Annotated in this window: 18 protein-coding genes; 12 read left to right on the top strand and 6 right to left on the bottom strand. The window is 69.9% G+C overall.

The genetic code is table 11. From position 1 onward, the window contains the following. Position 1: 1 nt before the first annotated feature. Positions 2–577 (bottom strand): electron transport complex subunit RsxA, encoded by a 576-nt coding sequence (gene rsxA, locus EBL84_RS00290; protein ID WP_005223102.1) that lies wholly within the window; start codon positions 575–577, stop codon positions 2–4. Between the two features lie 276 nt (positions 578–853). Between rsxA and nifL the strand changes: the two genes are divergently transcribed. Both nifL and nifA read left to right on the top strand, forming a co-directional pair. Beyond that, the gene (nifL, locus tag EBL84_RS00285; RefSeq protein WP_123138992.1) at positions 854–2,500 is read left to right on the top strand and encodes a nitrogen fixation negative regulator NifL; all 1,647 of its coding nucleotides are present in this window, start codon (positions 854–856) and stop codon (positions 2,498–2,500) included. A 17-nt stretch (positions 2,501–2,517) separates the two neighbouring features. Next, the gene (gene nifA / locus EBL84_RS00280) at positions 2,518–4,104 is read left to right on the top strand and encodes a nif-specific transcriptional activator NifA (protein WP_123139325.1); all 1,587 of its coding nucleotides are present in this window, start codon (positions 2,518–2,520) and stop codon (positions 4,102–4,104) included. A gap of 7 nt (positions 4,105–4,111) precedes the next feature. On the opposite strand, the gene EBL84_RS00275 is transcribed toward nifA, so the two are convergent. From EBL84_RS00275 to EBL84_RS00260, 4 genes are all read right to left on the bottom strand, one after another. Further along, on the bottom strand, positions 4,112–6,295 hold the full coding sequence (locus EBL84_RS00275) for a bifunctional (p)ppGpp synthetase/guanosine-3',5'-bis(diphosphate) 3'-pyrophosphohydrolase (RefSeq protein WP_369957537.1): 2,184 nt from the start codon (positions 6,293–6,295) through the stop codon (positions 4,112–4,114). A gap of 121 nt (positions 6,296–6,416) precedes the next feature. Further along, entirely contained in the window at positions 6,417–6,704 is a 288-nt protein-coding gene (gene rpoZ / locus EBL84_RS00270; protein ID WP_123138990.1) for a DNA-directed RNA polymerase subunit omega, read from the bottom strand. Positions 6,705–6,961: 257 nt separating this feature from the next. Continuing rightward, entirely contained in the window at positions 6,962–7,567 is a 606-nt protein-coding gene (gmk, locus tag EBL84_RS00265; RefSeq protein ID WP_123138989.1) for a guanylate kinase, read from the bottom strand. Between the two features lie 226 nt (positions 7,568–7,793). Then, positions 7,794–8,660, bottom strand: coding sequence for a YicC/YloC family endoribonuclease (locus EBL84_RS00260; protein WP_123138988.1), 867 nt, complete (start codon positions 8,658–8,660; stop codon positions 7,794–7,796). Positions 8,661–8,890: 230 nt separating this feature from the next. On the opposite strand from EBL84_RS00260, the gene EBL84_RS00255 reads away from it, so the two are divergent. The 8 genes from EBL84_RS00255 (at position 8,891) to EBL84_RS00220 (ending at position 14,240) form a co-directional block, all read left to right on the top strand. Continuing rightward, positions 8,891–9,829: a serine/threonine-protein kinase gene (locus EBL84_RS00255; protein ID WP_123138987.1), complete on the top strand. Its 939-nt coding sequence runs from the start codon at positions 8,891–8,893 to the stop codon at positions 9,827–9,829. 56 nt (positions 9,830–9,885) lie between these two features. Further along, positions 9,886–10,602, top strand: a complete 717-nt coding sequence (gene rph / locus EBL84_RS00250) for a ribonuclease PH (RefSeq protein WP_062271544.1) — start codon at positions 9,886–9,888, stop codon at positions 10,600–10,602. A gap of 35 nt (positions 10,603–10,637) precedes the next feature. Further along, positions 10,638–11,255: an RdgB/HAM1 family non-canonical purine NTP pyrophosphatase gene (gene rdgB, locus EBL84_RS00245; protein ID WP_123139324.1), complete on the top strand. Its 618-nt coding sequence runs from the start codon at positions 10,638–10,640 to the stop codon at positions 11,253–11,255. Between the two features lie 24 nt (positions 11,256–11,279). Then, positions 11,280–11,975, top strand: coding sequence for a YggS family pyridoxal phosphate-dependent enzyme (locus EBL84_RS00240; RefSeq protein WP_123138986.1), 696 nt, complete (start codon positions 11,280–11,282; stop codon positions 11,973–11,975). A 61-nt stretch (positions 11,976–12,036) separates the two neighbouring features. After that, the gene (proC, locus tag EBL84_RS00235) at positions 12,037–12,867 is read left to right on the top strand and encodes a pyrroline-5-carboxylate reductase (protein WP_123138985.1); all 831 of its coding nucleotides are present in this window, start codon (positions 12,037–12,039) and stop codon (positions 12,865–12,867) included. Beyond that, the gene (locus EBL84_RS00230; RefSeq protein WP_123138984.1) at positions 12,864–13,439 is read left to right on the top strand and encodes a YggT family protein; all 576 of its coding nucleotides are present in this window, start codon (positions 12,864–12,866) and stop codon (positions 13,437–13,439) included. The genes proC and EBL84_RS00230 overlap by 4 nt, the downstream gene beginning before the upstream one ends. A gap of 7 nt (positions 13,440–13,446) precedes the next feature. Beyond that, positions 13,447–13,737, top strand: a complete 291-nt coding sequence (locus EBL84_RS00225; RefSeq protein ID WP_123138983.1) for a DUF167 family protein — start codon at positions 13,447–13,449, stop codon at positions 13,735–13,737. A 44-nt stretch (positions 13,738–13,781) separates the two neighbouring features. Further along, a complete protein-coding gene (locus EBL84_RS00220) occupies positions 13,782–14,240 on the top strand; it encodes a DUF4426 domain-containing protein (protein WP_165913409.1) in 459 nt (152 codons plus the stop codon). A gap of 16 nt (positions 14,241–14,256) precedes the next feature. Here the strand turns inward: EBL84_RS00220 and EBL84_RS00215 are convergent, their stop codons facing one another. Further along, on the bottom strand, positions 14,257–14,955 hold the full coding sequence (locus EBL84_RS00215) for a sulfite exporter TauE/SafE family protein (protein WP_123138981.1): 699 nt from the start codon (positions 14,953–14,955) through the stop codon (positions 14,257–14,259). A gap of 145 nt (positions 14,956–15,100) precedes the next feature. Between EBL84_RS00215 and pyrE the strand changes: the two genes are divergently transcribed. Together pyrE and EBL84_RS00205 are read left to right on the top strand one after the other, a co-directional pair. Then, the gene (gene pyrE, locus EBL84_RS00210; RefSeq protein ID WP_123139323.1) at positions 15,101–15,742 is read left to right on the top strand and encodes an orotate phosphoribosyltransferase; all 642 of its coding nucleotides are present in this window, start codon (positions 15,101–15,103) and stop codon (positions 15,740–15,742) included. Positions 15,743–15,864: 122 nt separating this feature from the next. Then, positions 15,865–16,803, top strand: coding sequence for a DUF4124 domain-containing protein (locus EBL84_RS00205; RefSeq protein ID WP_123138980.1), 939 nt, complete (start codon positions 15,865–15,867; stop codon positions 16,801–16,803). Positions 16,804–16,805: the final 2 nt, after the last annotated feature.

The following is a 16,805-nucleotide window of genomic DNA, read 5'->3' as shown; positions in this document are numbered from 1 at the left end:
CTCAGGCGAGTCCGGCGAAGCCCATGAAGGCGAGCGAGAGCAGTCCGGCGACGATGAAGGCGATCGGCGCCCCGGCGAAGGCCGCCGGGACCTCGGCCACCGCCAGGCGCTCGCGCAGCCCGGCGAAGAGCACCATCACCAGGGTGAAGCCGAGCGCCGAGCCGAGCCCGTAGAGCACGCTCTCGAAGAAGTCGTGGGATTGCTGCACGTTGAGCAGGGCGACGCCGAGCACCGCACAGTTGGTGGTGATCAGCGGCAGGAAGATGCCCAGCACCTGATAGAGCGCGGGCGAGATCCGGCGCACCGCCAGCTCGGTGAACTGGACCACTGCGGCGATCACCAGGATGAAGCTGAGGATGCGCAGATAACCGAGCCCGAGCGGGCCGAGTACCAGGTGCTCGAGCAGCCAGCCGGCGACCGCGGCGAGGGTCAGCACGAAGGTGGTGGCCAGGCCCATCCCCAGGGCCGAGTCGAGCTTGCTCGACACCCCCATGAAGGGACAGAGCCCGAGGAATTTCACCAGCACCACGTTGTTGACCAGCGCGGTGCCGAGGATCAGCAGCAGATACTCGCCCATGGATGGCGGTCCTCACGATAGCGGCATTCGTCTGACACGCCAGTAAGCAAGCGGTGTGCCCAAAATCGGGATTGACCCCGAATGGGGCGTCAATCGTGGGTTTGCACCGGCTTCGGGCGGGAGAGGGTCTGTCGTGGTGCCAACAGGCTGTGGCATGGATGCCGATCGCCTTGTCGCAAAGCCGACAAGCTCTGGGATCGATGCCGGTGGTCGCCGAACGATTGAAAGCGGTACGCAGATTGCTTAAAGAACGCCCAGACCCACAGTCCCGAGGAGATGCCCGTGTCGCCCCAGCAAGCCCCCGAGGCCACCCAGGAGGCCGTGATCAATGCCCTCGGCGCCTTTCTCGCCGCGCCGCCCGAGGGCACCCCGCCAGAGGTGGTGGAGGCGCTCACCCTGATGGGCGGCAACCCCAAGGATCCCCTGCCGCCCCGGCTGTTCTTCGAGGCGGTGGAACAGTCGTCGCTGGCGATCTCGATCACCGACGCGCGTGCGACCATCCTCTATGCCAACCGCGCCTTCGAGACCCTCACCGGCTATGACCGCACCGAGGTGCTGGGACGCAACGAGTCGATCCTCTCCAACCGGGCCACGCCGGAGAGCATCTATCGCCATCTGTGGCGTACCCTCGAGCAGCGCCAGCCGTGGACCGGGACCCTGGTCAACCGCACCAAGGGGGGCGAGGACTATCTCGCCGAGCTGACCATCGCCCCGGTGCTCGATCGCAGCGGTGCGCTGCGCTACTTCCTCGGCATGCACCGCGACGTCACCAAGGTCCACGAGCTGGAGGCCGCGGTGCGTCAGCAGAAGGCGCGGGTCGAGACCGTGCTCGATGCCGCACCGGCGTTGATCGTGCTGCTCGATCACGAGGGTCGGATCATCCTCGACAACCAGGAGTACAAGAAGCTGCTCGGCGATCTGCGCGGACGCGAGCCGCTCGAGGTGCTGCGCGCTGCGCTGCGCGAGCAGGTCGGGGTGGACGTGCTCGAGGCCGGGGTCTCGGGGCAGGGGTTCAAGAACCTGGAGGTCGGGATCGAGGTCCCGGGCGGGGGCGGGCCGCGCTGGTTCGTCTGCTCGGCGACCCCGGTCGAGGAGTCCGACGTCTCGGCGCGCAGCTATTTCGGGCGTGCCAGCGGGGGCGAGCACCGGGTGCTGTTGCTCGCCAACGAGGTCACCAGCCGGCGTCGCGAGATCGAGCGCTCGCACCTCGAGAACCTGCGCGCGCGGCTCGCCGAGCAGCAGCGCATGCACGGCATGCGCGAGGCCCTGGCCGCGGCCATCTACCAGATCCAGGTGCCGCTCAACGTCATCAGCGCCGCCGCCTCGATGCTGCGCGGCGGCGCGGCCAACATCGACACCCTCGCCGGGATGCTCGATCAGATCAGCCATTCCGGTCAGCGTGCGCTCGACACCCTGACCTCGGCGCTCCCCGAGGAGCCGCGCGAGCCGGGGGCGCTGGTCAACGTCAACGAGCTGCTGCGTCAGGTGCTCGAACTCGAGACCGACCGGCTGCTCGCCAACGGCGTGGTGGTCGACTGGCGCCCGGCGGCGGTGCTGCCCGAGTTCACCAGCCACAAGGATCAGCTGCGCGCGCTCTTCAAGCACCTGGTCGACAATGCCATCCATGCCCTGTGCGAGTCCGGGCGGGCGCAGCGCGAGCTGCGTCTGTGCACCCGGCGCGTCGACGACGGGGTCGAGGTGGAGATCGAGGACAACGGGTCGGGGATCGCCCCGGAGGATCGCTATCGCGTCTTCGAGCCCTTCTTCATCGGCTGGCGACAGCGTCGCGGTCATGCCGGGATGGGGTTGGCGCTGGCCCAGGAGATCGTCAACGCCCATGGCGGTTCGATCGAGGTCGATTCGGAGGCGGTCGCCGGTTGTCGCGTGCGGCTGTTGCTCAACACCCTGTCGCAGGAACGCTGATCGTGGTCGAGGATCTCATGCGCTCACCCACTCCCGGGGTGTCGGCGCCGCGCGAGGATGCGCGCCGGCTCGCCCTGCTCGAATCCCAGCTCGGGGTGCTGTTCGAGGTCAGCAGCGTGCTCAGCCGCTCGCTCGACCTGCGCCAGACCCTGAGTGCCGTGCTCTCGGTGCTCGATGAACAGGGGCGGTTGCGTCACGGCATGGTCAGCCTGCTCGACGACGAGCGTGGCGAGCTGCTCATCGGCGCGCTCCACGACTCGGCGGCGGCGCCCTTCGAGACCGTCAGCTATCGTCCCGGCGAGGGCGTGATCGGCCAGATCCTGGCCAGCAACGCGCCCTGGATCCTGCCGCGTGTCGGCGACGAGCCGCGCTTTCTCGATCGGCTCAGTCTCTACGATCCCGAGCTGCCCTTCATCGGGGTGCCGATTCGTCTCGGTGAGGCCGGCGCGGTGGGGGTGCTCGCCGCCCAGCCGCTCGACGGCGACGCGCTGCTCGAACAGCGTGCCCACTTCCTCGAGATGGTCGCCAACCTGATCGGTCAGGCGGTGCGTCTGGCGCGCCGTGTCGAGGCCGAGCAGCGGGCGCTGCGCGAGGAGCGCGACACCCTCAGGCGCGAGGTGCGCGGTGCCCACGGTTTCGACAGCGTCATCGGTCGCGCCGATACCATGCGCCTGGTCTTCGAGCAGGTGCGCCAGGTCGCCAAGTGGAACACCACGGTGCTGATCCGGGGCGAGTCGGGCACCGGCAAGGAGCTGATCGCCAACGCCATCCACTACAACTCGCCGCGCGCGCGCGGCGCCTTCGTGCGGCTCAACTGCGCCGCGCTCCCCGACAACCTGCTCGAGTCCGAGCTGTTCGGTCACGAGAAGGGTGCCTTCACCGGCGCCGCCAGCCAGCGCAAGGGGCGCTTCGAGCAGGCCGACGGCGGCACCCTGTTCCTCGACGAGATCGGCGAGATCAGCCCCGCCTTCCAGGCCAAGCTGCTGCGGGTGCTGCAGGAGGGCGAGTTCGAGCGCGTCGGTGGCACCCGGACGCTCAAGGTCGATGTGCGGGTGATCGCCGCCACCAACCGCGATCTCGAGAGCGAGGTCCGCGCCGGCGAGTTCCGCGAGGATCTCTACTACCGGCTCAACGTGATGCCGATCCGCATGCCGCCGCTGCGCGAGCGGCTCGAGGACGTGCCCGAGCTGGCCCGCTTCCTGGTCGACAAGATCGCCCGCGTCCAGGGCCGCACGCTCAGCATCAGCGACAGCGCGCTGCGGGTGCTGATGCGGCATGACTGGCCGGGGAACGTGCGCGAGCTGGAGAACTGTCTGGAGCGCGCCGCGGTGATGAGCGTCGACGGGCGCATCGATTGCGAGGTGGTCGAGTCGACCGGGTTGGACGTCAGCGCCATGGCCAACGAGCCGCCGCGCCCGCTGGCGCGTCCGACGGCGGCCAAGGTCGACCTCAACGACCCCAAGCTCGACGAGCGCGAGCGGGTGATCGCGGCGCTGGAGGAGGCCGGTTGGGTGCAGGCCAAGGCGGCGCGGCTGCTCAACATGACTCCGCGTCAGATCGCCTATCGCATCCAGACGCTCAACATCAGGGTGCGGCAGTTCTGAGCGGGGTTCAGCGCGGCAGGCGGATGATGCGCTCGACCAGCGGGATATGGCGCAGCCGGCGCATGATCTGGGCGAGATGGACACGGCTGCGCACCAGGATCACGAACTCCAGCGCGGTGGTCATCCCCTCCTTCTCGCAGGAGACCACGGTCTCGATGTTCGAGCCCTGTTCGGCGATGGCGCTGGCGACCACCGCCAGGGCGCCGCGGCGGTTGCCGATCTCGACGCGGATCTCGGTGGAGAACTCGCCCTCGGGCTCGCTCGCCCACTCCACCGCCAACCGGCGGTCGCGCTTGCGCTCGGGGCTGCCGAGGTTGCGACACTCGCTGCGGTGCACGACGATGCCGCGCCCGGGGCTGAACTGGGCGGCGATGGTGTCGCCGGGGATCGGTCGGCAGCAGCGTGCGAAGCTCACCACCATGCCCTCGGTGCCGCGGATCGCCAGGCGGTTGGGGTGGTTCTTGGCCTCGTTGCGGGGCTCGCTGCCGAGCTCCTCGAGCTCGCCGCCGACGAGTCGGCGCGCGACCAGCGCGGCGAGCCGGTTGCCGAGACCGATGTCGACCAGCAGGGCGTCGAGTCCGGCGAGCTTGGCCTCGTCGAGATAGGCGGCGAGTCGTGGCGTCTCGAGCTGGTCGAGGTCGAGGTCGAAGACCGAGAGTTCGGCGTTGAGCAGCCGCTTGCCGAGCCCGAGCGCCTCGCGCTGCTTGAGGTTCTTGAGATAGCTGCGGATGCCGGCGCGGGCCTTGCCGGTGGTGACGAAGTTCAGCCAGGAGGCGTTGGGCTTGGCCCCGGGGGCGTTGATGATCTCGACGCGCTGGCCGCTGCGCAGCACCGTGTTGAGCGCCACCAGGCGGTGATCGACGCGGGCGGCGACACAGGTGTTGCCGATGTCGGAGTGGATCGCGAAGGCGAAGTCGACGACGGTGGCGCCGCGCTTGAGGGTGATGATCCGGCCCTTGGGGGTGAAGACATAGACCTCGCCGGGGAAGAGGTCGACCTTGACGTTCTCGAGGAACTCGACCGAGTTGCCGGCCTCGCGCTGCATCTCCAGCAGGTTCTGCAGCCAGTCGGCGGCGAGTGCCGCGGGGTTGGCCTCCTCGCCGCTCTTGTAGAGCCAGTGCGCGGCGATCCCCGACTCGGCCATGCGCTGCATGTCCTCGGTGCGGATCTGCACCTCGATCTGCACCCCCTGGGGGCCGACCAGCACGGTGTGCAGCGACTGGTAGCCGTTGGCCTTGGGGATGGCGATATAGTCCTTGAAGCGACCGGGGACCGGCTTGTAGAGGTTGTGGACCACGCCGAGCACGCGGTAGCAGGTGTCGACCCGGTCGACGACCACGCGGAAGGCGGAGACGTCGATCACCTCCTCGAAGGGGTGATGCTTGTCGCGCATCTTGCGGTAGATGCCGTAGAGATGCTTGCGTCGTCCCTCGACGGTGCCGGGGATCCCTTCCTGGGCGAGCGCTTCCTGGAGCGCCCGCTCGACCGCGCCGACCATCTCGACCCGCTCCCCGTGGGTGTGTCGGACCGCGCGATGGATGATCCGGCGGCGCCACGGCCAGTGGTGCTCGAAGCCGAGCTCCTCGAGCTCGATGCGGACCCAGTTGATGCCCAGGCGGTTGGCGATCGGGGCGTAGATCTCCAGGGTCTCGCGCGAGATCCGGCGACAGGCCTCGGGGCGCATCGCGTCGAGGGTGCGCATGTTGTGCAGCCGGTCGGCGAGCTTGATGAGGATCACCCGGATGTCGCGGGTCATCGCCAGCAGCATCTTCTGCAGGCTCGCCGCCTGCGCCTCGGCGCGCGAGTCGAAGTCGATCTGCGAAAGCTTGCTGACCCCGTCGACCAGCTCGGCGACATCGTCGCCGAAGTCGGCGGCGACCTCGGCCTTGGCGATGTCGGTATCCTCGATGACGTCGTGCAGCAGCGCCGCCATCAGACATTTGTAGTCCATGCGCATCTCGGCGAGGATGCGCGCCACCGCGACCGGGTGGTAGATGTAGGGTTCGCCCGACTTGCGCTTCTGGCCCTCGTGGGCCTCGGCGCCGAACAGATAGGCGCGATAGAACTCGCGGACCTGGTCGGGGGGGAGATAGCTTTCGAGATAGGCGCAGAGGTCGCTGATGAGATAGCGCGGCGGCTCGGCGCGCAGCGGGGATTCGGGTGCGCGGGCGACGGGCGGCGCGACGGTCAGCGGATCGGCGGGCATGGACGGCGCGATGCGGCGGTGGAGGTGGGGGGATGCGCGCGCCACCGGCAGGGAGGCCGGTGGGCACGCCCGGCTGCGGGCATGGGGACCCGCCGCGAGGACACGACTAGCGGGCCTCGCCGCGCGGCGTCTCGGTCGCAGCCAGCTCGGCGGCGAGCGCCTGCTCGAGCGAGGCCGACTCGTCCATCTCGCTCTGGGCCTCCTGGATGGTGCCCTTGGTGACGTTGCCGGCGGCGATCTCGCGCAGCGCCATCACCGTCGGCTTGTCGTTCTCCCAGGCCAGCGTGGGCTCGACACCGTTGGCGACCTGGCGGGCGCGCTTGGTCGCCAGCAGCACCAGATCGAAGCGGTTGTCGACGTTCTTGAGGCAGTCCTCGACGGTAATTCTTGCCATGGTCGGGTGATCTCTAAAAGCTATTTTGGAGCGGATGAATCCAGAGCGGGCCGTGCATCTCGATGCGGTGGCGCGGCGCCGCGACGGGGCGCCCCGGGGCGGTCCTGGGACGGCCCGCGAACAGGGTGTGAACACTGCTCAGACTATCACAAGAACGGTGGGTTCAAGTAGCGTCCGGCAGGTCTTTGCGAGCGACCCGGTGCCGGCCCCAGGCCGGCGGCGCGGGATGTCGAGCGAGGCGCGCCGGTGGCGCCGGCTCAGCCCTCGAGCAGCGCTGCGAGCACGGCCTGCTGGCGCGCCTGGCGCTGGCGCTCGGCGGTGACGATCGCCGCCAGGATGGCGAGCGCGGCGTCGAAGTCGCCGTTGACCACCAGATAGTCGTACTCGTCGCCGTGGATCATCTCGTCGTGCGCCTGGGCCATGCGCCCGGCGATCACCGTGTCGCTGTCGGTGCCGCGTCCGCGCAGCCGACGCTCGAGCTCGCTGATCGAGGGCGGCAGCACGAAGATGCCGACCGCCTCGGGGATGCGCTCGCGGACCTGACGCGCGCCCTGCCAGTCGATCTCCAGGATCAGGTCCTCGCCGGCCTCGAGCCGGTCGCGCACGTCCTGCTCGCGGGTGCCGTAGAGGTTGCCGAAGACCTCGGCCGACTCGAGGAAGTCGCCGGCGGCGATCGCCTGCTCGAAGCGTTCGCGGGCGAGGAAGTGATAGTGGACGCCGTCCTGCTCGCCGGCGCGCGGCGCGCGGGTGGTGCAGGAGACCGAGAGCGCGAGCGCGGGATCACGCTCGAGGAGCGCCCGGACCAGACTGGTCTTGCCGGCGCCCGAGGGCGCCGAGACGATGAAGAGGATGCCTTGTCCCATTGCGGGTGTGCCTTCGACGGTGGGGTCCTGCGCGGCCGCGGACGGTGTGTCTTGGTTGGGCTGCAACCGCGAGCCCGGAGCGGACTCGGGCGTGCCTTTCCACCTGGGTGCGCGAGACGAAAAAGGCGCAATTATACGACCTTGCAACGGCCCTCGACAGCGGCGCGTGGTGTATGCGAGAACGTCCCTGTCGCTGTCGCCAGCGGCGCGCGACAGGCGTCCGAGGTCATTCGATGTTCTGGATCTGCTCGCGCATCTGCTCGATCAGCACCTTCATGTCGACCACGGTGCGGGTGATGGTGACGTCGGAGGACTTGGAGCCGATGGTGTTGGTCTCGCGGTTGAGCTCCTGCATCAGGAAGTCGAGCCGGCGACCGATCGGCTCGTCGCGCTCGAGCACGCTGCGTACCTCGGCGATATGGGCGGTGAGCCGGTCCATCTCCTCGTCGACGTCGAGCTTGGTGGCGACGAGCACGATCTCCTGTTCGAGACGGGCTTCGTCGAGCTCCTCGCGCAGCTCGGCGAGACGCTCGGCGAGCCGGGCGCGGGTCTCGGCGATGACCTCGGGCATGCGGTTGCGCACTTGTCCGACACAGACCTCGAGCCGGTCGCAGCGCTCGCGTACCAGCTGCGCGAGGCGCGCGCCCTCGCGCTCGCGGGTGGCGATCAGGCCGTCGATGGTCTGATCGAGCAGCGCCATCGCGGCGGCGCCGATCTGATCGAGATCGCGCTCCTGCTCCCGGATCACGCCGGGCCAGCGCAGCAGTTCGAAGGGCGTGGGGCGGGTGTCGCGACCGCTGAGCCCGGCGAGGGCGTCGCCGGCGGCGAGCAGCTGCTCGACCAGCGGGCGGTTGAGCTCGAGCGCGACCGGGGCGCCGGCGCCGGGATTGAAGCGCAGCGCGCAGTCGACCTTGCCGCGGTGCAGGCGCTCGCCGAGCCGCGCGCGGATCCGGGTGTCGAGCGCGCGCAGCTCCTCGGGCAGGCGCAGCATCGGCTCGAGATAGCGATGGTTGACGGTCCTGAGCTCCCAGGTAAGCTCGCCGAGCGCGCTCTGGCTGGATTCGCGGGCGAAGGCGGTCATGCTCTTGATCATGCTGGCGCGGCTCTCGGGGGCGGAAGAACGGTCGGATGGACTCCAGTATAAGGCAGCGTCGCCCGGCCTTTCGAGCGTCGGTGTCGTGGGTGGTGCGTATACTTGGCGCCGATGCGTGTCGCCCCGTGACGCGTGTCGTCGCCATCGGGCGCCATCAATGGGTGCCGTGTAGCAAGACACCCGGTCCGGCCGTTCGGCCGCCCGGGTCCAGTGGAGCAGATGATCCAGCCATGGCCCTGGCCCGACAAAGCCTCTCTCCGGGCACCCTGGTGGGTGCCTATCAGCTCGCCGAGGTCATCGGCAAGGGCGGCTTCAGCCTGATCTATCTCGCCCACGACCTCGACACCGGGGCCGAGGTGGTGATCAAGGAGTACATGCCGAAGAAGCTCGCCCGCCGCCGCGACGGCGGGCGTGTCGTCCCGATGAGCGCCGAGCAGGCGCTGTCGCTGCACCACGGGCGCCGACTGTTCTTCCAGGAGGTGCAGGCGCTGGCCTCGCTGTCGCACCCGAGCATCGTCCGCGTGCTCGACTTCTTCCTCGCCAACGACACCGGCTATCTGGTGATGCCCAACGAGCGCGGGCGCAACCTCTCGGGCTATCTGCAGCAGCGCCGCGGCGGCGTCAGCACCACCTTTCTGCTGGATGTCTTCGTGCCGGTGCTCGATGCCCTGGCGCTGATGCACCGGCACGCGATGGTCCATCTCGACGTCAAGCCCGGCAACATCCATCTGCGTCACGGCAACCAGCCGCTGCTGCTCGATCTCGGCGCGGTGCACCCGCTCAACCGCGAGCGTGCCCGCGGCAGCCAGGTGGTCACCGCCGGTTACTCGCCGGTCGAGCAGTACTTCAGTCGCGCCGAGCTCGGTCCCTGGACCGATGTCTATGCCGTCGGCGCGAGCATCCGCACCTGCATGGAGCGCAAGACCCCGCCCCCGGCGCTCGAGCGCAAGAAGGAGGACACCCTGGTGTCGGCACGCGAGGCGCTCGCCGGGCGCTATCCCGGCTTCCTGCTCGAGGCGGTCGACTGGGCGATGCAGATGGAGGCGGCGCGCCGTCCGCGGGATGCCAGCGCGTTGCTCGACTGGTTGCGCCCGCACCTGGATCGCTACCGGACGGGCGCGGTCACCAGCGCCGCCGACAGCCGTCCGACCGGGGTCGAGGCGCATTGACGCCCCCCTGGCCGGCGACCGAAGATGGCCGGCCAATCAACCGAGAGACAGAGCCCATGCGACCATCCCAACGCCGTCCCGACCAGCTGCGCGACCTGCGCTTCACCCGTGGCTTCACCAAGCACGCCGAGGGCTCGGTGCTGGTGGAGTTCGGCGACACCCGGGTGCTCTGTACCGCCAGTGTCGAGGCCCGGGTGCCGCCCTTCCTCAGGGGCCAGGGCAAGGGCTGGGTGACCGCCGAGTACGGCATGCTGCCGCGCGCCACCGGCGAGCGCAGCCCGCGCGAGGCGGCGCGCGGCAAGCAGGGCGGTCGCACCCTCGAGATCCAGCGCCTGATCGGGCGCGCGCTGCGGACCGCGATCGATCTCGACGCCCTCGGCGAGCGCACCATCACCCTCGACTGCGACGTCCTCCAGGCCGACGGCGGCACCCGCACCGCGGCGATCTCCGGCGCCTGGGTGGCGCTGCGCGAGGCCGTCGACGGTCTGCTCGCCAGCGGCGCGCTCGGCGCCGATCCGCTGCACACCCAGGTCGCGGCGGTCTCGGTCGGGGTGTTCGAGGGCGAGCCGGTGCTCGATCTCGACTATGCCGAGGACAGCAAGGCCGAGACCGACATGAACCTGGTGATGGACGCCGACGGGCGCTTCATCGAGATCCAGGGTACCGCCGAGGGCGTACCCTTCGCCCGCGCCGAACTCGACGCGCTGCTGGCGCTGGGCGAGGCCGGCATTCGCGAGATCCAGGCCGCGCAGCGCGCGGTGCTGGCCGACTGACCACCCGATCAACCCACCTGCCGATGGACCCCGCCATGAACCCAAACGTACCCGAGACCCGGATCGTGCTGGCGAGCAACAATGCCGGCAAGGTCCGCGAGATCAACCAGCTGCTCGCCGCCAGCGGGCTGCAGGTCGAGCCACAGCGCGACCACGCCATCCCCGAGATCGAGGAGACCGGGCTGAGCTTCGTCGAGAACGCCATCCTCAAGGCGCGCAACGCCGCGCGTCACAGTGGGCTGCCGGCGATCGCCGACGACTCCGGGATCGAGGTCGACGCCCTCCAGGGCGCGCCCGGGATCCGCTCGGCGCGTTATGCCGGGGCGGGCGCGAGCGATGCCGAGAACCTCGCGCAGCTGCTGCAGGCGCTCGCCGGTGTCGCCCCCGAGGCGCGCAGCGCGCGTTTCCAGTGCGTGCTGGTCTATCTGCGTCATGCCGAGGATCCGACCCCGGTGATCTGCCAGGGCACCTGGGAGGGGCGGGTGCTCGAGACCCCGCGCGGCACCAACGGCTTCGGCTACGACCCGGTGTTCTTCGTCCCCGAGACCGGCTGCAGCGCCGCCGAGCTCGACGCCGAGACCAAGAACCGGCTCAGTCATCGCGGCCAGGCGCTGCGGCTGCTGCAGGCGCGGCTGGCGCCGGCGGGTGTCTGAGTCCCAACGAACACGTTATCGATCATGACCCAAGAGACCATCGACACGCGGCTGCAGCAGGTGCAGTCGCGCATCCAGGCCGCCGCCGCGCGCGCCGGGCGCGATCCGGCCACGATCGCGCTGCTGGCGGTGAGCAAGAAGCAGCCGCTGGCGGCCATCGCCGCCGCCCACGAGGCTGGCCAGCGCGCCTTCGGCGAGAGCTATGTGCAGGAGGCGCTCGACAAGATCACCGCGCTCGAGGCGCCCGGCATCGAATGGCACTTCATCGGTCGGGTGCAGTCGAACAAGACGCGCCAGATCGCCGCCCACTTCGACTGGGTGCACGGGCTGTGCAGCCCGGATCACGCCCGTCGGCTCAACGACCAGCGCCCCGCGGATGCCGCGCCGCTCAACGTCTGCATCCAGGTCAATCTCGCCGGCGAGGCGAGCAAGGCCGGACTCGCGCCCGAACAGGCCGCCGAGTTGCTGGCGCTCTGCGAGACCCTGCCGGCGCTGCGCGTGCGCGGGCTGATGACGCTGCCGCCGCCGGCCGAGGACGAGGCCGCGCAGCGCGTCCCCTTCCGCGCGCTGCGCGCGCTGCGCGACACGCTGGCCAGCGCCGCCACCCCGCTCGAGTGTCTGTCGATGGGGATGTCGGGCGATCTCGAGGCGGCGATCCTCGAGGGCTCGACCCTGGTGCGGGTCGGCACCGCGGTGTTCGGGCCGCGTCCTTATAATTGAGTTTTGGCATGGCGCCCGCCGGGCGTCTGCCGCATGGTTTCCTTCTGTTTCCGGGGTTGATATGACGACAGCCAGCATTGCCTTCATCGGTGGCGGCAACATGGCCACCAGCCTGATCGCCGGCCTGATCGCCGACGGCTACGATGCCGCCGCGATCCGGGTCGTCGAGCCCGACGACCAGCGCCGCGGCGAGCTGCAGGCGCGCTTCGGCGTGCGTGCCTTCGCCGCTGGTGCCGCCGCGATCGACGGGGTCGAGATCGTCGCCCTGTGCGTCAAGCCGCAGGTCGCCGCCGCCGTCTGCCGTGATCTGGCCCCGGCGCTCGCCGGTCGCCGGGTGCTGGTGATCTCGGTGATGGCCGGGGTGCGCGAGGCGACGCTGCAACGCTGGCTCGGCGCGCCGCTGCCGGTGGTGCGGGCGATGCCCAACACCCCGGCGATGGTGCAGAGCGGTGCGATCGGCCTGCACGCCAGCGCCGAGGTCGATGCCGCCGGTCGCAATCATGCCGAGACCATCCTGCGCGCCGCCGGGCTGACCCGCTGGGTCGACAACGAGGCGCAGATCGATGCCGTCACCGCCATCTCCGGCAGTGGCCCGGCCTATTTCCTGCGCTTCATGGAGGCGCTCGAGGAGGCCGGGGTCGCCCTCGGGCTGGATGCCGAGACGGCGCGGTTGCTGACCGTACAGACCGCGCTCGGCGCGGCCAAGATGGCCATGGAGAGCGACGAGACCCCGGCGCGGCTGCGCGAACGGGTGACCTCGCCCGGCGGTACCACGGCGCGCGCGCTGGCGGTGTTCGACGGCGCCGACCTGCACGATCTGGTGGCGCGTGCCGCGCGTGCCGCGCGTGATCGCGCCGCCGAGATCTCGACCGAGCTCGAGGGCCAGTCATGAGTTCGTCCTATCTGCTCAATCCCGCCGTCTTCCTGATCCAGACCCTGTTCGGGCTCTATGCCGCGGTGGTGGCCATCCGCTTCCTGCTGCAGTGGTCGCGCGCCGACTTCTACAACCCGATCTCGCAGTTCGTGGTCAAGGTCACCACCCCGGTGCTGCGCCCGCTGCGCAAGCTGGTGCCCGGCTACGGCGGACTCGATCTCGCCTCGCTGCTGCTGGTGTGGCTGCTGCTTGCCGTCGAGTCGTTGCTGCTGATGCTGCTGCTCGGGGTCGATCGCTCGCCCTTCGCGGTGCTCGGCTGGGCCGTGCCCGGGGTGCTGGAGCTGTTCTTCGACATCTTCTTCTTCGCCGTGCTGGCGCGCGCCCTGCTCAGCTGGCTCAACCCCGATCCCTTCAACCCGGCCGTGGCGCTGCTCGCGCGCCTGACCGATCCGCTGATGCGTCCGGCGCAGCGGCTGATCCCCCCGATCGGTGGCATCGACCTGTCGCCGATGGCGGTGCTGATCGGGTTGGTGCTGCTCAAGATGCTGCTGGTGCCGCCGCTCGATTTCCTCGTCGGCAATCCCTTCTGAGGCGGGCATGAGCTGGTATCGCTGGAGCGGGGAGGATCTGGAGCTGTCGTTGCGGGTGCAGGTGCGCGCGCCGCGCGACGCCTTCATCGGCCCCGATCCCGGTGGCGAGTATTACCGGGTCCGGATCAAGGCCCCGCCGGTCGATGGCAAGGGCAATCAGGCGCTGCGGCGGTTCGTCGCCGACGCCTTCGGGGTGGCACCCTCGCGGGTCACCCTAATCGGGGGCGAGCACGCACGCTACAAGCGGCTGCGCATCGAGGCGCCGCAGCAGCTCCCCCTACCCGTCGAGCGCCCCTGAAGCCGCGAGTCTTTCGCTCAATGTGTTCAACAGGAGATTGCGTTATGTTCAGACTTAGAGCCCTGCTGCTCCCGCTCGGCGTGGCACTGAGCCTCAGCGCCCCGGTCGGCGCCGAGACCGCCACCAGTGCCGATGGCTACCAGATCCACTACAACGCCATCCCCACCGCGACGCTCAACCCCGAGATCGCCAGTGAGTTCAAGATCCTGCGCAGCAAGCGCCGCGGCATGCTCAACGTCGGCGTGCGCGGTCCGAGCGAACAGGGCATGGGGGCGCCGACCCGCGCGCGCATCGAGGTCGAGGCCCTGACCCCGCCCTCGACCGAGACCACGCGTGTGCCGATGCGCGAGATCACCATCCCCGAGCGCGGCACCGTGCACTATGTCGGTGAGTTCCCGATCGAGGAGGAGCAGGTGATGGTGTTCCGCATCGCGGTGACCCCCGAGGGCAGCGATCAGACCACCGAGGTCGAGCTCGAACAGCAGTTCTTTACCGAGGACTGATCCCCGCCGCGCGCGTTCAGCGCAGCACCAGGAGCTGCCAGAGCGCGTGCACCCCGAAGCCCGTCACCACCGCTCCGGCGAGCTGGCGCACCCAGACGCGCTCGCCGAGCCTGGCGGCTGCGCCGGCGAGTAGCCCGAGCCCGACCAGGGTCGGCAGGGTGCCGGCGCCGAAGGCGAGCATCACCAGTGCGCCGCGTCCGGCATCGGCACTCGCCAGGGCGCTGATCAGCACGCTATAGACCAGCCCGCAGGGCAGCCAGGCCCAGATCAGCCCGATCAGCGCCGCCCGCGGCAGGCTGCGCACCGGCAGCAGCGCGCGCCCCAGCGGTTCGAGCCGGCGCCACAGCACCAGTCCCAGTCGCTCGCCGAGCGCGAGTACCCGCCACCAGCCGCCGAGATAGAGCCCGAGCAGGATCATCACCACCCCGGCGAGGCCATAGAGCGCGCGCTGCACCGCCAGCAGCGGACCGAGTTCGACCAGCAGCGCCCCCAGCGCGCCGACCAGCGCCCCGGCCAGGGCATAGCCGGCGATGCGCGCGAGGTTGTAGGCGAGCAGGAAGGGCAGCAGACGTCGTGGCCGGGCACGGGTGGCGGGGTCGAGCCCGAGGGTGAGGGTACCGGCGACGCCGCCGCACATCCCCAGACAGTGCACGCCGCCGAGCAGGCCGACGAGGAAGGCGGTGGGATAGAGTCCCAGTGGGGCCTGTTCGAGCATCGATCGACTCCTCGCAGGGCGCGCGACCCTGCTCAAATGCACGGATGAGCGTTTATCCTATTGGGTCTGTGGCGCCGGCGCGGCCTGGTCGTGTCGGGCGCCGATCCCATCCATCCGACGTTTTCTTTCAGGACACGCCCCCATGATGCAAGACTACCAGCGCGACCTTCTGGACTTCGCGACCTCGATCGGCGCGCTCCGGTTCGGCGAGTTCACGCTGAAATCCGGCCGCCAGAGCCCCTATTTCTTCAATGCCGGTCTGTTCGACACGGGTGTGCGCCTGGCGCGGCTGGGCGAGGCCTTCGCCCAGCGCATCGTCGACGCCGGGGTCGAGTTCGACGTGCTCTACGGTCCCGCCTACAAGGGCATCCCGCTGGCGGCGACCACCGCCATCGCACTCGCCACCAAGCACGACCGCGACCAGCCCTATGCCTTCAACCGCAAGGAGGCCAAGGACCACGGTGAGGGCGGCATCATCGTCGGCAGTCCGCTGCGCGGCCGGGTGCTGATCATCGACGACGTGATCACCGCCGGGACCTCGGTGCGCGAGTCGGTCGAGATCATCCGCGCTGCCGGGGCCGAGCCCGCGGGGGTGGTGATCGCGCTCGATCGTCAGGAGCGCGGGCGCGATGTCCGCTCGGCGGTGCAGGAGGTCGAGGAGACCTATGCCATGCCGGTCTACAGCGTGGTCACCCTCGATGATCTCATCGCCTTCCTCGGCGAGCGCCCCGAGGCCGACGCGATGGCCGCCGCGGTGCGCGATTATCGCGCCCGTTACGGGGCCTGATCGCCGCACGCAAGCCAGGGAGGGCGGGCGCCGCCGCTGGTCTGCCGGTCCGTGAGCGCGGCGCGGCGAAGCCTCCCCGGCGGCGCTCAGCGCCCCTTCCTCGATCGTCAGGAGGTCTTGCGATGTCGAAGCGATCGCCCCGCCCAAGTCCACTCTGCTCGCTGGTCGTGGCGGCCTGTCTGTGCGGTTGTCTGCAGCAGGTCGAGGCGCGCCTGTATCGCTGGGTCGACGAGACGGGCAACATCCATTATTCCGATATCCTGCCGGCCGAGTCGGTCGATCGCGGGCATGTCGAACTCGATACCCGTGGCGTCGAGCGCGAGACGGTCCCGCCCGCGCCCTCCGAGGCGGAGATCGAGGCCGAGCGCGCCCGCGCGCTGGCACAGATGTATGACGACTACATCCTCGCGAATTATCGCAACGAGGAGGATGTCCGCATGGTCATGCAGGGGCAACTGAGCGCGCTCGACGCCCGCATCCAGGTGCAGCGCGACGGCATCCGCCGCGAACGGACGCGTCTCGAGGCGCTCGCCACCGAGCGGGCCGAGGCCGATCAGGGGCAGGCCGAGACCCTGCGTACGCTGGAATCCGAGGTGATCGAGGTCGAGCGACGGATTCTCGAGCACTATCGGCGCATCGTCGGTCTGGAGCGCTCCAAGGACGCGGCGCGCCGACGCTTCGCCGAGGTGCTGGAGCGGCTGCGTGAGCTACGTGGGCTGGACGGGGAGGCGGCGGCGCCGCTCCCGGTGCCATCCCATCGTCTGGTGTGTGGTGAGCGCGCGCGCTGCGCGCGCGACTGGACGCGGGCGCGGGCCTATCTGACGGAGCGCTTCGCGCCGCCCGAGTTGCACCAGAGCATCGATCTGCTGATCGCCCGGGTGCGTGACGAGCGCGAGGTGCGGGTGCTCACCCTGGCCCGGCTGAGCGGGCTGGAGGGCGGCACCGTGCTCTATCTCGACCTGCAGTGCCGCAACCGGCTGACCGGCGCCGACGACTGTATCGACGCCGCCGCCAAGGCCACGGTCGCGGGCTTTCGCGACGCGCTGCGGTCCCCGCGCTGAGT

Source organism: Marichromatium sp. AB31 (genome assembly GCF_003718685.1).
In the GTDB taxonomy this organism is placed as follows: domain Bacteria; phylum Pseudomonadota; class Gammaproteobacteria; order Chromatiales; family Chromatiaceae; genus Marichromatium; species Marichromatium gracile.
Note: the sequence above shows the minus strand (reverse complement) of the source record. Positions and strands in the feature narration are given on the sequence as shown.

What these genes read in the sequence shown, in the direction of transcription:
- rsxA (WP_005223102.1), bottom strand. Translation starts at nt 577, where the DNA reads ATGGGCGAGTATCTGCTGCTGATCCTCGGCACCGCGCTGGTCAACAAC.
- nifL (WP_123138992.1), top strand. Translation starts at nt 854, where the DNA reads ATGCCCGTGTCGCCCCAGCAAGCCCCCGAGGCCACCCAGGAGGCCGTG.
- nifA (WP_123139325.1), top strand. Translation starts at nt 2,518, where the DNA reads ATGCGCTCACCCACTCCCGGGGTGTCGGCGCCGCGCGAGGATGCGCGC.
- rpoZ (WP_123138990.1), bottom strand. Translation starts at nt 6,704, where the DNA reads ATGGCAAGAATTACCGTCGAGGACTGCCTCAAGAACGTCGACAACCGC.
- gmk (WP_123138989.1), bottom strand. Translation starts at nt 7,567, where the DNA reads ATGGGACAAGGCATCCTCTTCATCGTCTCGGCGCCCTCGGGCGCCGGC.
- EBL84_RS00260 (WP_123138988.1), bottom strand. Translation starts at nt 8,660, where the DNA reads ATGATCAAGAGCATGACCGCCTTCGCCCGCGAATCCAGCCAGAGCGCG.
- EBL84_RS00255 (WP_123138987.1), top strand. Translation starts at nt 8,891, where the DNA reads ATGGCCCTGGCCCGACAAAGCCTCTCTCCGGGCACCCTGGTGGGTGCC.
- rph (WP_062271544.1), top strand. Translation starts at nt 9,886, where the DNA reads ATGCGACCATCCCAACGCCGTCCCGACCAGCTGCGCGACCTGCGCTTC.
- rdgB (WP_123139324.1), top strand. Translation starts at nt 10,638, where the DNA reads ATGAACCCAAACGTACCCGAGACCCGGATCGTGCTGGCGAGCAACAAT.
- EBL84_RS00240 (WP_123138986.1), top strand. Translation starts at nt 11,280, where the DNA reads ATGACCCAAGAGACCATCGACACGCGGCTGCAGCAGGTGCAGTCGCGC.
- proC (WP_123138985.1), top strand. Translation starts at nt 12,037, where the DNA reads ATGACGACAGCCAGCATTGCCTTCATCGGTGGCGGCAACATGGCCACC.
- EBL84_RS00230 (WP_123138984.1), top strand. Translation starts at nt 12,864, where the DNA reads ATGAGTTCGTCCTATCTGCTCAATCCCGCCGTCTTCCTGATCCAGACC.
- EBL84_RS00225 (WP_123138983.1), top strand. Translation starts at nt 13,447, where the DNA reads ATGAGCTGGTATCGCTGGAGCGGGGAGGATCTGGAGCTGTCGTTGCGG.
- EBL84_RS00220 (WP_165913409.1), top strand. Translation starts at nt 13,782, where the DNA reads ATGTTCAGACTTAGAGCCCTGCTGCTCCCGCTCGGCGTGGCACTGAGC.
- EBL84_RS00215 (WP_123138981.1), bottom strand. Translation starts at nt 14,955, where the DNA reads ATGCTCGAACAGGCCCCACTGGGACTCTATCCCACCGCCTTCCTCGTC.
- pyrE (WP_123139323.1), top strand. Translation starts at nt 15,101, where the DNA reads ATGCAAGACTACCAGCGCGACCTTCTGGACTTCGCGACCTCGATCGGC.
- EBL84_RS00205 (WP_123138980.1), top strand. Translation starts at nt 15,865, where the DNA reads ATGTCGAAGCGATCGCCCCGCCCAAGTCCACTCTGCTCGCTGGTCGTG.